13 protein-coding genes are annotated in these 12,916 nt (G+C 66.5%); 4 read left to right on the forward strand and 9 right to left on the reverse strand.

All coding sequences use genetic code 11. The annotated features are described in order from the left end of the window. Positions 1-66 precede the first annotated feature (66 nt). The 5 genes from DK847_RS05780 to oiaX form a co-directional block, all read right to left on the reverse strand. A complete protein-coding gene (locus tag DK847_RS05780; protein WP_111197278.1) occupies positions 67-2,442 on the reverse strand; it encodes an aldehyde dehydrogenase family protein in 2,376 nt (791 codons plus the stop codon). Positions 2,443-2,449: 7 nt separating this feature from the next. Continuing rightward, positions 2,450-3,439: a deoxyribose-phosphate aldolase gene (deoC, locus tag DK847_RS05785; protein WP_111196757.1), complete on the reverse strand. Its 990-nt coding sequence runs from the start codon at positions 3,437-3,439 to the stop codon at positions 2,450-2,452. Positions 3,440-3,628: 189 nt separating this feature from the next. Then, the gene (locus DK847_RS05790; RefSeq protein ID WP_111196759.1) at positions 3,629-4,459 is read right to left on the reverse strand and encodes a phosphoenolpyruvate hydrolase family protein; all 831 of its coding nucleotides are present in this window, start codon (positions 4,457-4,459) and stop codon (positions 3,629-3,631) included. A 26-nt stretch (positions 4,460-4,485) separates the two neighbouring features. Further along, entirely contained in the window at positions 4,486-5,796 is a 1,311-nt protein-coding gene (locus DK847_RS05795; RefSeq protein WP_111196761.1) for a four-carbon acid sugar kinase family protein, read from the reverse strand. Continuing rightward, positions 5,796-7,067: a 3-oxo-isoapionate-4-phosphate decarboxylase OiaX gene (gene oiaX, locus DK847_RS05800; RefSeq protein ID WP_111196763.1), complete on the reverse strand. Its 1,272-nt coding sequence runs from the start codon at positions 7,065-7,067 to the stop codon at positions 5,796-5,798. Before oiaX ends, DK847_RS05795 begins: the two co-directional genes overlap by 1 nt. A gap of 54 nt (positions 7,068-7,121) precedes the next feature. Between oiaX and DK847_RS05805 the strand changes: the two genes are divergently transcribed. Beyond that, a complete protein-coding gene (locus tag DK847_RS05805) occupies positions 7,122-7,832 on the forward strand; it encodes a transcriptional regulator NanR (RefSeq protein ID WP_111196765.1) in 711 nt (236 codons plus the stop codon). Between the two features lie 140 nt (positions 7,833-7,972). On the opposite strand, the gene DK847_RS05810 is transcribed toward DK847_RS05805, so the two are convergent. Next, positions 7,973-8,797: a 3-oxoadipate:acetyl-CoA acetyltransferase gene (locus DK847_RS05810; RefSeq protein ID WP_111196766.1), complete on the reverse strand. Its 825-nt coding sequence runs from the start codon at positions 8,795-8,797 to the stop codon at positions 7,973-7,975. A 14-nt stretch (positions 8,798-8,811) separates the two neighbouring features. Then, positions 8,812-9,615: an aldo/keto reductase gene (locus DK847_RS05815; RefSeq protein ID WP_161957165.1), complete on the reverse strand. Its 804-nt coding sequence runs from the start codon at positions 9,613-9,615 to the stop codon at positions 8,812-8,814. Positions 9,616-9,753: 138 nt separating this feature from the next. Here DK847_RS05815 and DK847_RS05820 point away from each other — a divergent pair, with 138 nt between their 5' ends. The 3 genes from DK847_RS05820 (at position 9,754) to DK847_RS20545 (ending at position 12,046) form a co-directional block, all read left to right on the forward strand. Further along, on the forward strand, positions 9,754-11,550 hold the full coding sequence (locus DK847_RS05820) for an AI-2E family transporter (protein ID WP_146256055.1): 1,797 nt from the start codon (positions 9,754-9,756) through the stop codon (positions 11,548-11,550). A 110-nt stretch (positions 11,551-11,660) separates the two neighbouring features. After that, positions 11,661-11,858 carry a CsbD family protein gene (locus DK847_RS05825; protein ID WP_111196772.1) on the forward strand — a complete coding sequence of 66 codons (198 nt, stop codon included), beginning with the start codon at positions 11,661-11,663 and terminating at the stop codon, positions 11,856-11,858. A gap of 14 nt (positions 11,859-11,872) precedes the next feature. Further along, positions 11,873-12,046, forward strand: coding sequence for a hypothetical protein (locus tag DK847_RS20545; protein ID WP_161957166.1), 174 nt, complete (start codon positions 11,873-11,875; stop codon positions 12,044-12,046). 59 nt (positions 12,047-12,105) lie between these two features. On the opposite strand, the gene DK847_RS05830 is transcribed toward DK847_RS20545, so the two are convergent. Continuing rightward, positions 12,106-12,657: a sigma-70 family RNA polymerase sigma factor gene (locus tag DK847_RS05830; RefSeq protein WP_111196773.1), complete on the reverse strand. Its 552-nt coding sequence runs from the start codon at positions 12,655-12,657 to the stop codon at positions 12,106-12,108. Positions 12,658-12,697: 40 nt separating this feature from the next. Further along, on the reverse strand, positions 12,698-12,871 hold the full coding sequence (locus DK847_RS20550; protein ID WP_161957167.1) for a NepR family anti-sigma factor: 174 nt from the start codon (positions 12,869-12,871) through the stop codon (positions 12,698-12,700). Between the last annotated feature and the right edge of the window lie 45 nt (positions 12,872-12,916).

The following is a 12,916-nucleotide window of genomic DNA, read 5'->3' on the forward strand; positions in this document are numbered from 1 at the left end:
TGGCGGCAAAAAAGATCGCCGGGTCGAGCCCGGCGATGATGGGATTGGGTGGGGGTGGCGGTGCCGTCACTCCCCGTAAGGTACCCAGATGTTCTTCACCTGGACCGCCCGGCGGAGATATTCGCTCCCCTGCCCCTGCGCGCGGGATAGCCAGTCGCGTGAGCGGGCCGAGGCCCATGTCGCCTTGAGGTTCCCGGCACTCGCGGCTTCCACCGCCTTCACGCCGGGGCCGAAATACCAGAGTGCGGCCACCTCATCATGCTCGGCCAGGGTCCTGGCCAGCTCATCGCGCTCGCCAGTGACGATGTTGACGACGCCGCCCGGAACGTCGGACGTGTCGAAGACCTGGTAGAGGTCGGTCGCGGCTAGTGGTGCATGCGGCGAGGGAACGGCCACCACGCGGCTGCCCATGGCGATGGCGGGCATCACCAACGAGATGAGCCCGAGCAGCGGCATCTCGTCCGGGCAGACGACGCCCATCACGCCCCAGGGCTCATTCATGGCGAGCGTCACGTGGCGGGACTTGGTGTTGTGCACGCGACCGTCATATTTGTCGGCCTGCGCCGCGTACCAGAAGATGCGGGCGAGGGAGGCCTCGAGTTCGGCCTTGGCGTCCTTTGCGGATGAGCCCATCTGGCGCAGGCGGGCGGTGAATTCCTCCGCACGGGCCGAGAGGTTCTCGGCGATGTAGTAGAGCACCTGCGCGCGGTTATGTGCCGTGGCGGAGGACCAGCCACCAGCCTTCGCCGCGGCCTCCACCGCGTTGCGGATGTCCTTGCGGTTGCCGAGGCCCGCATGGCCGATGGATTTGCCTTTCCCTCCGTGCACGGAATAGCTGTAGCCCGAATCCGGCCGCGCCTGCTTGCCGCCGATATAGAGCTTGGCGGTGCGGTCAATCGGCGAAGGCTCCACGCTCTCCGGCGGCAGCGCGCTGAGCGGGGCTACCTTGGCGGGAGCCGCAGGCTTCAATGCCGCTTCCCATGACGGAACCAGATATTCGTACATCCCCTCGCGGCCACCCTCGCGGCCGAAACCGGATTCCCTGTAGCCGCCGAAGCCGGCGGCGGCGTCGAAGAGGTTGGTCGAATTGATCCACACCACGCCGGCCTTCACCCGCGCGGCGGTGTCGAGTGCCAGGTTGATGTTTTCCGACCACACGGTGGCGGCAAGGCCATAGCGCGTGTGGTTGGCGATCTGCACCGCCTCCTCCGGCGTGCGGAAGGTCATCACCGCGGCGACGGGGCCGAAGATCTCGACGTCCATCACGGTGGAGGATGGCGCGACATCGGTGAACAGCGACGGCGCGAACCAGTTGCCGGCCGTGGGAAGCTCGCAAGATGCCTGCAGCAGCGTGCCGCCTTCCTGCTTGCCCTTCTCCACGATCTCGGTGATGCGCTGCAGCTGGATCGGATCGACGATGGCGCCCATGTCGATCGATTTGTCCAGCGGATCGCCCACACGCAGGCTCTGCATGCGGCGGCGCAGCTTGGCGAGGAAGCGTGGTGCGATCCCCTCCTGCACCAGGATGCGCGAGCCCGCGCAGCAGACCTGGCCCTGGTTGAACCAGATGGCATCGACCACACCCTCCACCGCCGCATCGAGGTCGGCATCCTCATGCACGATGAAGGGCGACTTGCCGCCGAGTTCGAGCGAAAGCTTCTTGCCGGAACCCGCCGTCGCCTTGCGGATGAGGCGGCCCACTTCGGTGGAGCCGGTGAAGGCGATCTTGTCGACTTGCCCGTGATCGACGAGGGCAGCACCCGTGGCGCCGTCGCCCGTCACGATGTTGACCACACCCGGCGGCAGGCCGGCCTCGCGGCAGATTTCGGCGAAGGCGAGCGCCGTCAGGGGCGTGAATTCGGCGGGCTTCAGCACCACCGTGTTGCCGGCGGCCAGCGCCGGCGCGATCTTCCAGGCCAGCATCAGCAGCGGGAAGTTCCACGGGATGATCTGGCCGCAGACGCCGACGGGCTGGTGGCCCGGGAATTCATCGGCGATCAGCTCCGCCCAGCCGGCATGGTGGTAGAAGTGGCGCGCCACCAGCGGAATGTCGATGTCGCGCGACTCGCGAATGGGCTTGCCGTTGTCCATCGTCTCCAGCACCGAGAGGAATCGCTCGCGCTTCTGGATGATGCGGGCAATGGCATAGAGGTGTTTCGCACGCTCATGGCCGGAGAGCCTGGACCAGCTGCCAAGGGCCTTGCGGGCGGCCTTCACCGCCGCGTCGACATCGGCCGCGGAGCCTTGCGAAACGCTCGCAAGCACCTGGCCATTGGCGGGGTTGGCGACGTCGAAGCGCTTCGCCGAGGGCTTCGTGAAAGCGCCGTTGATGAACTGGCCGAAGCCTGCCGCATGATCCTTCAGCCAGGCCACCGCATGGGCGTTGCTCTCGGGGGCCGTGCCGTAATCCATGGTGTCGAGAATGTCGCTGACGCTGGGCATGATCATCTCAGGCGAGGGGCTGGTGGGAGGCTGCGGCATAGCGGCCGGTGACATGGTGTTCGAGCTGGCGTTCGATATCGCCCAGCATGGAGGAGGCGCCGATGCGGAAGAGGTCGGGCTCCAGCCAGCGGCGGCCGAGCTCCTCCTTCATCAGGATCAGCCAGTTCATCGCGTCCTTCGCGGTCTTGAGGCCGCCCGCCGGCTTGAAGCCGATCTGGAAGCCGGTGAGCTCGCCGTAATCCCTGAGCGCGCGCACCATGGTGAGGCTGACAGGCAGCGTGGCGTTGACGTCTTCCTTGCCGGTCGAGGTCTTGATGAAGTCGGCGCCGGCCTGCATGGCCACCATCGAGGCCTTGTAGACGTTGCGCAGCGTCTTCAGGTCACCCGTGGCGAGAATGGCCTTCATGTGCGCATCCCCGCAGGCCTCGCGCATGGCGGCGACCTCGTCGTAAAGCGCCGTCCAGTCCTGCAGCAACACCTGGGCGCGGTGGATGACGATGTCGATCTCCTGCGCGCCCTGGTCGACCGCATATCTGATCTCGGCCAGGCGCTGCGGCAGCGGCGTGAGGCCGGCGGGGAAACCCGTTGCGACCGAGGCGACGGGAATGCCGGAGCCTTCGAGCGCCTTCACCGCGGGCGCCACCATCGCCGGGTAGACGCAGACGGCGCCGACGGTCGGCATCTCGGCGAGGCCGAGACCTTTCACGATGTCCTGCCGCAGCGGCCGCTTCGCCTTGGCGCAGAGGCGGTGCACGCGGCCCGGCGTGTCGTCACCGGCGAGCGTCGTCAGGTCGATGCATTGCAGGGCCTTCACCAGCCAGGCGGCCTGGTAGTTCTTCTTCACCGAGCGGCGCGTGGGGATCGAGGCCGCGCGGCGCTCGGCGGCGGAGAGATTGACCTGCACGTCCTCGAACCAGTCGAGGGTCAATGGCGTTCCCGCATTGCGCGCAACGGGCGCGAAGCGGGTGGCGGCGCCGACGGGGCGGAGTTCATTCATGACGCATACTCCTTGCGGGCCCGAGCCCGAAGATCGTGGGACGTGTCTTAGAACAAATGGGAGTGGTGGGAAATGGCCCATCTCCCACCAGCCATCATGCCCGGGCTTGTCCCGGGCATCCCCTGCGGCGGCCAAAAAGTATACGCGGGCCAAGCCCGCGTATGATGATCCGGGGGGGAACACATCGGGTCAGAACGTCAGCCCCTTGAAGGCCTTCGTCTGTTCCACCAGAGCGATCTCCGTCGGCAGCCGCTCCATTGACGAGGCACCGTAGAAGCCGTGGCAGTTCCTGGTGTTGGACAGGATGAACTGCGCATCCTCCGGCATGGAGACGGGGCCGCCATGGACGATGATGATGGCGTCCTTGTTCACCTTCAGCGCCGCCTCGGCCCATTCGTCCACGAGCGCCGGGCAGTCGGCGAGCTTGAGGGCTGTCCTGGAGCCGATCGAGCCGCCGGTGGTGAGGCCCAGGTGGCAGACGATGATGTCCGCACCGGCCTTCGCCATGGCCTCCGCCTCGCCGGCGTTGAAGACGTAGGGCGTTGTCAGCATGTCTTTCGCGCGGGCGAGGCGGATCAGGTCCACCTCCTGGCCATAGGACATGCCGGTCTCCTCCAGATTGGCGCGGAACACGCCGTCGATGAGGCCCACGGTCGGGAAGTTCTGGATGCCGGAGAAGCCCACGGCCTTCAGCTGGTCGAGGAAGTGGTCGAAGATGCAGAAGGGGTCGGTGCCGTTCACGCCCGCCAGCACCGGCGTCCGCTTCGTGACGGGCAGCACCTCGCGCGCCATCTCCATGACGATCTCGTTGGCATTGCCATAGGCGAGGATGCCCGAGAGCGAGCCGCGGCCCGCCATGCGGTAGCGCCCGGAGTTGTAGATGACGATGAGGTCGATGCCGCCCTCTTCCTCGCATTTGGCGGAGAGCCCTGTTCCCGCTCCGCCGCCCACGATGGGAATGCGGCGACGCTTCATGTCCTGGAACTTGTCCATCAGCTCTTTGCGGTCGAAGCGCGGCACGTGTCTCTCTCCTTCGTTTTCCGTGACTATGCGGTAAGCCCGTCGCGCAGCGCAACGAAGTAATCATCGCCCCCGACCTGGCCGCCCTTCATGGCGATCTCCAGCCCGTCGAGCTTCGGGTCGGCACTGGCCGCCGCGCAGAGCGGCGAGCCGGGCGTTGCCAGCAGCGGAAAGCGCGTGGTGAGGGCGAAGACGTCGAGCTCGCCCAGTGCATGGCTGGAGGTGTCGCCGCCCGCGAGGATGGTGCGGCGTAGGCCGAAGCTCTCGATACAGGCGCGCGCGATGCGGCCCAGCCCCTGCCCCACGCGGTGGCGGCCGCCGGCGATCTGGTCCAGCGGCCCGCCGCGGTCCGTCTCGGGATCGAGTGCCGTATAGACCAGCACGCTGCGCCCTTCGCCCATCAGCCGCTTCGCCTCCGCGGAGAGTCGCGCCACGGCGTCATCAGGCCCGCGCGCAAGATCGAGCGGGTCGGCGTGGAGGCCGGTGAAGCCGTGGGCCAGCGCATGCTTGATCTGCCGCGCCGTGGTGGGCGAACAGCTGCCGGAGACGGCGATGGTGCGCGCGACCTTCGGCAGCGATGGGAAGCTGGCGGACCCGGCGATCCTGCCCGACGCCGCGAGCGCCTTCACCAGTGCGTATTCGACGCCCGAGGAGCCGACGATGAAGGGGCCAAGACGCGGGGAGAGTCGCAGCAGCTGGCCGCCGACTTCGATCTGCGTTGCCATGCCGAAGACATCGAAGAGCACGATGCCCGTGGCGGCAGAGATCACCTGATCGACAGCGGGATCATCGAGCGCATTGGCTGGCACGAGATCGACGGGCAGCTGCGTCTGCCGCGCGAGATGAAGGCGAAGATCCGCCTCGTCCATCGGTGTCACCGGATGGCGGCTCATCACCGGGTGCCGGTCGATGCGGTAGGTCTTGCCCTGGTAACCGGCGAAGAGATGGCCAAAGGCCGTGTAACGCCGGAGCTGCGGCGCGCCGACGACGAGCGGCGTCACCTGCTGGGCAAAGACCCCTCGCCCGATCTCGATGGCGCGGCCGATATTGCCGACATGGGGCGCGGAGTCGAAGGTGGAGCAGACCTTGTAATGGCAGAAGCGCGCGCCGAGCGCCTTCAGCCAGCGGAAATACTGCGGCAGATGCGCATCCATCCAGTCCGGCGTCTGGCTGCGGCTCGTTCCTGCAATGCCCACGGCATCGAAGCCCGCGAAGCGCGCCTGTTCTTCCGCAGTGGGAATGCGGGTGAAGAGCACGGTGTTGACGCCATGCAGCGCCATCGACTCCATGACGTCGGTGGAACCCGTGAAGTCGTCGCCATAAAAAGACAGCAGCATCAGGAGGCTTTCCCGTCGCCGAAGAAGGCGAGCGACTGGGCGAGTTCTTCGTGCTCCCTTGCATAGGCTTCGAGCGGAATGCCCGCCACCGCCGCCTCCCAGGCCTGGCTTACCGCACGCACGCCGGCGGCGGGGCCCGACGGGTGGCTGACGATGCCGCCGCCGCAGAGATAGAGCAGGTCCTGCGTCCTCCCCGTGCGCTCATAGGTCTCCGGCGCCTGGCCGCCCCACTGGCCGGAGCCCGCCACGGGCAGCGGGCAATCGGCCTCCGAGAACAGCGGTTCCTTCAGCGCCTTGAAGGAGGCGACGAAGCTCTCGTCCGGCTCCCAGTATTTCACCTTGATGCCGTTGATCTGGAACTGGTCGACACCGAGCAAGCGCCAGTATTGCTGGTAGACCGCGAAATCCATGCCGATGCCGGGATGCCTGGTCAGCAGGTCCCAGCCGTTGCGATGGGCGTGGAGGACGAGGCCGGAGCGCTTCCTGAGGAAGCTCATGCCGCCGAAGCCGATCGAGTTGATGTTGACGACGGCGCAGTTGCCGCCGGCCTCCAGCACCATGTCATGGTTGCGCATCATCTGGTCCGGGTCGGCATGGCTGATGCCGAAGGCATACATCACCTTCTTGCCGGTCTTCTGCTCATGATCAAGGATCAGCGGCATAATGGCCTTCACGCGCTCCGCGAGCGGTGAATAGGCGGGGCTGGCCAGCTTCTCGTCGTCCTTGATGAAGTCGACGCCCGCGTCGATCAGCTCCTTCACCAGCGCAGCCGTCTCGCTGGGGCGCAGGCCCAGCGCCGGCTTGACGATGGTGCCGATGATGGGGCGGCCCTGAACACCCGTGAGGCGGCGGCTGCCCGGAATGCCGAACTGCGGACCGGGATGCGCGCCGCGGAATTCCTCCGGCAGATGCATGGCGACGACGCGAATGCCGGTGAAACCCCGGATCGACCAGACGCCACCCAGGGTGATGGTCATCAGCTGGGCGAGATCGGTGCCGATGGCGTCGAAGGGGAAGTCGATGTCGGCCTCGGCGCGATGGAAGGGGCCGGGGTGGCCGGAGGGGTAGGACGGCGTCTTCACCGGCGGCAGCGGCCGCAGGGCCACGACCCGCGCCGCCACCCTCGCCTTCAGCTCTTCCGTCTCGCCCGGCACGGGGACGAAGGTGCCGGTTGACTGGTCGGCAGCGATCTTGGCCGCCAGCCTTTCCGGACTGCCATCCGTTTCAATGAGATAGGTGAGGCGGATGGTGTGGGGCGGCACGTTGCGCATGGACGGCTAACTGGTATGATGAGCTAAACTCAGGCCAAACTAGCAGCCGAAGCCATGACGATGCAAACCGAGCGTATCATCCGCCGCAAATTGTCCGACGAGGTGCTGGAACGCCTGCTCAAGCTGATCGCCGAGGGCAACCTGAAGGCCGGCGATGCCATGCCATCGGAACGCGAGTTGATGGAGCGCTTCGGCGTCGGCCGCCCGGCGATCCGCGAGGCGATGCAGTCGCTGGCCAACATGGGGCTCGTGTCCATCAGCCATGGCGAACGGGCGCGGGTCAAGGAACTGACGGCACAGTCGATCATCCGCCAGGTGGACCTTTCCGCCCACATCATGCTGCAGCGCTCGTCGGACTCCCTCGAGCACCTGAAGCAGGCGCGGCTGTTCTTCGAGCGCGGCATGGTGCGGGAGGCGGCGGCAAAGGCGAAGCCCGACGACGTGGCCCGCCTGCGTGCCATCGTGGAGCAGCAGCGCGCGGCGCTGGGCAAGGCCGATGCCTTTCTCGCCGCCGACATGCGGCTTCACACCGAGATCGCGGCAATCTCCGGCAACCCGATCTTCGTGTCGGTGAGCGAGGCGATGCTGGGCTGGCTCAAGGCCTATCACACCGAACTGCTGATCTGGTCCGGCAAGGAGACCTACACGCTGGCGGAGCATGCGCTGGTCATCGATGCGATCGAGAGGGGTGACGCCGATGCGGCCGAGGCCGCGATGGTGAAGCACCTGGAGAGGTCAAGCGGGCTTTACGGGCTGAAGGGGTAGTTACCACTCTACGAAACGGTTCGTCACCCCGGCGAAGGCCGGGGCCCCGCTTTGGGCGCCTGCCGCAAGGAAAGAAAGCTGGGTCCCGGCTTTCGCCGGGATGACGGACCTTGGGGGATCGGGAATCGGGATGACGGCACTTAGAGAAGCCCAAGAATGGCCCGCGCCTCCTTGGCGCTTGCCGGGTGTCGCCCATATTCCCCACACATCTCCGCCACCCGTTTTACCAGCTCGGCATTCGACTTCGCCAGCCGCGTCTCGTCCCAGCGGATATTGTCCTCGAGCCCGGTGCGGCAGTGGCCGCCACGCTCGAGGCACCAGCGGTTGACCTCGAGCTGGTGCCTGCCGATGCCCGCCGCGACCCAGGTGGCCTCCGGTGCCAGCCTCGTCACCTCGTCCACCATGAAGTCGAAGGCCTGGCGCACCACCGGCATGGCGTTCCTGACACCCATGACGAACTGCACGTGAAGGGGCTTCTTCAGCACGCCCTCGTCCGCCAGGCGCAGCGCCTGGTAGAGCATGGAGAGATCGAAGACCTCGATCTCGGGCTTCACATCGTATTCCATCATCTTGCCTGCGAGCTCGCGGACGAGGTCCGGGTGGTTCTCGTAGATGATGGTGGGAAAGTTGCAGGAGCCCGTCGACAGCGAGGCCATGTCGCAGCCGAGATGCAGCATGCCGCCGCGCTCCGAGCCCTTGCCGGAGCGCCCGCCGGTGGAGAACTGCACGATCATGCCGGGGCAATGCCTGCGCAACCCTTCCAGCAATTGCGCGAAGCGCTCCGGATCCGAGGTCGGGGTCTGGTCGTCCTTGCGCACGTGCACATGGGCGATGGTGGCGCCGGCCTCGAAGGCGGCCTGTGTGGATTCCACCTGTTCGGCGATGGTGATGGGAACGGCCGGGTTGTGTTCCTTGCGCGGAACGGAGCCGGTGATGGCGACGGTGATGATGCACGGCTTGGTCATGCCGCGAACTTACGTCAATCCCAGCTGCGCATCCAAGAGGGATTGATGAGGCGCAGCTTGCGGCTGCCCAGCGCGGAGATCGCATCCATCTCCCCTTCCGTCAGCGTGAACTCCGCCGCGCGCAGGTTGGAGGCGGCGTTCTCGCGCTTGCGCGTCATCGGGATCGCCGCCACACCCTGCTGGATGATCCAGCGCAGCACCACCTCGGAGGCGGGCCGGCCATGGCGCGCTGCGATGTCCTGCACCACCTTCTCTTCCATGCAGCGGCCGCGCGCCAGCGGGCTGTAGGCGGTGAGCACCATGTTGAGCTCGCGTGCCGTGGCAAGCCAGGCCGACTGGTCGAGCAGCGGGTGGAATTCGATCTGGTTGCAGATGAGCTTGCCGCCGGCCAGCGCCTGCGCACGGCGCATGAGCCGCGGGCTGAAGTTGCTGACGCCCAGCTGCTTCGCCAGGCCGCGCTCGCCCTCACGCAAGAGGCGCTCGACCGGGCCGTCGATCTCGCCATCGGAGGGCGGCCAGTGGATCAGCAGCAGGTCCGGCACGGTGCCGAGATCATCGACCGAGCGCCGGACCGAATCGGCAAAGCGGGCCTGGCAGAGATTGGACGGGTCGACCTTGGTGACGAGGAAGATTTCTTCCCGCGGCACGCCGGACGACACGAGGCCGCGGCCCACCTGCTTCTCGTTGCCATACATCTGGGCGGTGTCGACGTGGCGGAAGCCGGTTTCGAGCGCCATGGCCACGCAGCGTTCCGCCTCCGCCCCCGACAGCGGATAGGTGCCGAGGCCGATGGCGGGGATGCCGTTGAAGCGGTCCATGCAAATCTCCTGGTGCTGACAATCTGGTAGAGCGCGGCGGTGGAACCGACAAGCGAGGAACAACGTTCCGCGTGAGTAACCGGGTCCGGACGGCATCGATAAGACCCGTGGCGCCCCGACAATGTGAAGGAAACCGCCATGCGGCCCCTGCCTGCCACGGTCTATCGCGAAAACAGCCTGGGGCCCGCGCCGGGCCAGGGGCTGGTCAACGGCCTCATCATCTTTCTCGCCATCTGCGCCATCCTTTATGCGGGTGCGGAAATCCTCATTCCGGTGGCGCTGGCCATCCTGCTGTCCATCCTGCTCGCCCCCGTCGTCACCGGGCTGCAGCGGCTGCGCCTGCCCAAGGCGCTGGCGGCCATCGTGACGGTGGTGATGGCGGCGCTGGTGGTGGCGGTGCTGGCGGGCTTCGTGGCCTCGGCCGTCACCAATCTGGCGGCCGACCTGCCCTCCTACCAGTCCAGCCTGCGGGAGAAGGCCCAGAACCTGAAATCAATGACCACCGGCGGCGGCACGCTGGAGCGGGCGGCGGGCGTGCTGGAGAGCCTGCGCAAGGAACTCGACCGGCCCGAACAGCCGCGTTCCGCCGCAACCGAGCCGGTGAAGCCGATCCCCGTCGAGATCCGCGAGGTCACCGGTCCCTTCACCTCGCTCGAGTCGATCCTGTCGCTGCTCATCCATCCGCTGACGCAGCTGGGCATCATCATCCTGATGCTCACCTTCTTCCTCATCTACCGCGAGGACTTGCGAAACCGGCTGATCCGGCTGGCCGGCACCGGCGACATTCACCGCACCACCACAGCCATCGACGAGGCGGGCCGGCGCCTCAGCCGGCTCTTTGCAACACAGATGACCATCAACGCCGCCACCGGCGCCTTCATCGGCACGGCCTTGTTCGTGATCGGCGTTCCGGGTGCGGCGCTGTGGGGCACGCTGACCATGATCCTGCGCTTCGTGCCCTATGTGGGCACGCTGCTGGCGGCCATCTTCCCCATCATCATCGCCGCCGCCGTGGGCGATGGCTGGACCCTGGCACTGGTCACGCTGGGCGTGGTGGTGGTGACGGAAACGATGGTGGGGCATGTGCTGGAGCCCTTGTTCTTCGGCCGCAGCACCGGCCTCTCCCCCGTTGCCGTGGTGGTCGCCGCCGCCTTCTGGACGGCGCTGTGGGGGCCGGTGGGGCTGGTGCTGTCCACGCCCATGACCATCGTGCTGCTGGTGGTGGGCCGCCACATCGAGGCGCTGCAGTTCCTCGAGGTCCTGCTCGGATCGAAGCCGGTGCTGACGCCGGACCATGCCTTCTATCAGCGCATGCTGGCCAACGACCCGGTGGAGGCCGCCGAAGGGGCCGAAACCTATGTCGAGGAGAAGGCGCTCGACAGGTATCTCGCCGAGGTGGCGGTGCCGGGCCTGGTGCTGGCCCAGAACGACAAGGCGCGCCAGGTGCTCACCGAGGACCGCGAAGTCACGGTGGTGAGTGCCTATTCCGAACTGCTGGAGGAGCTGTGGCCGGAGGGCGATGCCGCAGCCGATGCCGCTTCGCCCGTAGTCGTCATCGCCGGGCATGGCGCGCTGAACTTTGCCGCGGCCCTGTCGCTGTCGGCCTTCCTGCGTCTCAAGGGCGTGCCGCACCGCCTGCTGCCGCCCGATGCCGTGCAGCCGGGAAAATTTCCTGACGGGATGGCGGAGGGCGCCGCCATTGCCTGCCTGTGTTATCTCACCGCGCCTTCCGAGGCGCGCTATTCCTATGTCGAGAAGCGCATTGCACAGAGGATGCCGGGGGCGCGCATTCTCGGCGTCGCCTGGCGCGAGGTGGAGGATGCGCGCAGCATGCTGGCCCCCGAGCACGCGCTTGCCTTGCTGCCCTCCGCGGACCTTGCGCATGCCACGGAAACGCCTCGGTCCAGCCCCGAACTGACGGTTGCAACACGCTGAATCACAAGGGTTTTACCTGATGTTCGGAACCAGGTGGGTGGCTCTCCCGTTAGGTTGGCAGCGGTGCAGGATTGCACCACGCAATGTCAACCAACCCAGGAGAGTGTCGCATGGACTGGGATCGCATCGAAGGTAACTGGAAGACGTTCAAGGGCCGCGCCAAGCAGCAGTGGGGCCGGCTGACGGATGACGACATCAACATGGTGGAAGGCCGCCGCGAGGAGCTCGAGGGCCGGCTGCAGCAGCAGTATGGCTATGCAAAAGACCGTGCACGGAGCGAAGTGGACAGCTGGCTGAACTCGCTCTGAGCAGGGGAACGGCCATGAAAAGCCTCATCGCGGTGACGGTGCTGACCATCAGCCAGTTCACGGCCTTTCCCTTCCTCGCCATCGTCGCGGCCAATACGGCGCGCCACAGCGAGGCCCGGAGTGTCGATCCGGCCAACATGACCGTCGTCTACAAGACCGAGGACGGCCGCCGCTTCGAAACCATGTAACCGTCTCGCCACAAAAGGAAGGGCCCGGCATTGCGCCGGGCCCTTTTTGATGGGTCTGATCAGCCGTGGCCGGTCTTGGGCATCAGCGCCGCCTTGACCTCGGGCTCGGGGCCGAATTCGGAGGCTTCGTTGAGGTGCAGCAACTCGCCCAAACGGGCGCGGGCGCGGTTGACGCGGCTCTTGATCGTGCCCACCGCCACGCCGCAGATCACCGCCGCCTCCTCGTAGGACATGTCGCTGGCGCTGACGAGGAGCAGGGCTTCGCGCTGGTCGACCGGCAGCTGGCCGAGGGCCTGCTGCATGTCGGTCAGGTCCATGTGGCCGTCCTGTTCCGGGTGGACGCCGACATTGGCCGCGATGATGCCGTCGGCATCCTCCACCTCGCGCTTGCGCTTGCGGAACACCGTGTAGAACTCGTTGCGCAGGATGGTGAAGAGCCAGGCCTTCAGCTTGGTGCCGGGTTCGAAGCTCTCGCGGTTGGCCCAGGCCTTGAGCAGCGTCTCCTGCACCAGGTCATCGGCGCGGTCCACCTTGCCGGTGAGCGAGATGGCGAAGGCGCGCAGCGGCGGGATGAAGCCGATCAGGTCATTCCTGAACTGGTGATCGCTCATGACCGGGCCACCATGCGGCTAAACTTCAGGTTGTCGCTCTTCACTCTGGCTTACCGCCGCCGGCCTTGTCGAGGTCGGCCAGGAGATCGAGAAAGCGCTGCGGAACCTCCTGCCGGGCAATGTCGTCGTAATAGGCCTTGAGCTTGCTGCTCACCGCCTCCTTGACCACCTGATGTCCGGAGGCCTTGTTTTTCTTGCCCGACGTATCGTTCATGTTCCGAATTTCGCCCGTCCAACCCGCTGCATAGCGGCGGTTCAG

The sequence above is a fragment of the Aestuariivirga litoralis genome (assembly GCF_003234965.1).
In the GTDB taxonomy this organism is placed as follows: Bacteria; Pseudomonadota; Alphaproteobacteria; order Rhizobiales; family Aestuariivirgaceae; genus Aestuariivirga; species Aestuariivirga litoralis.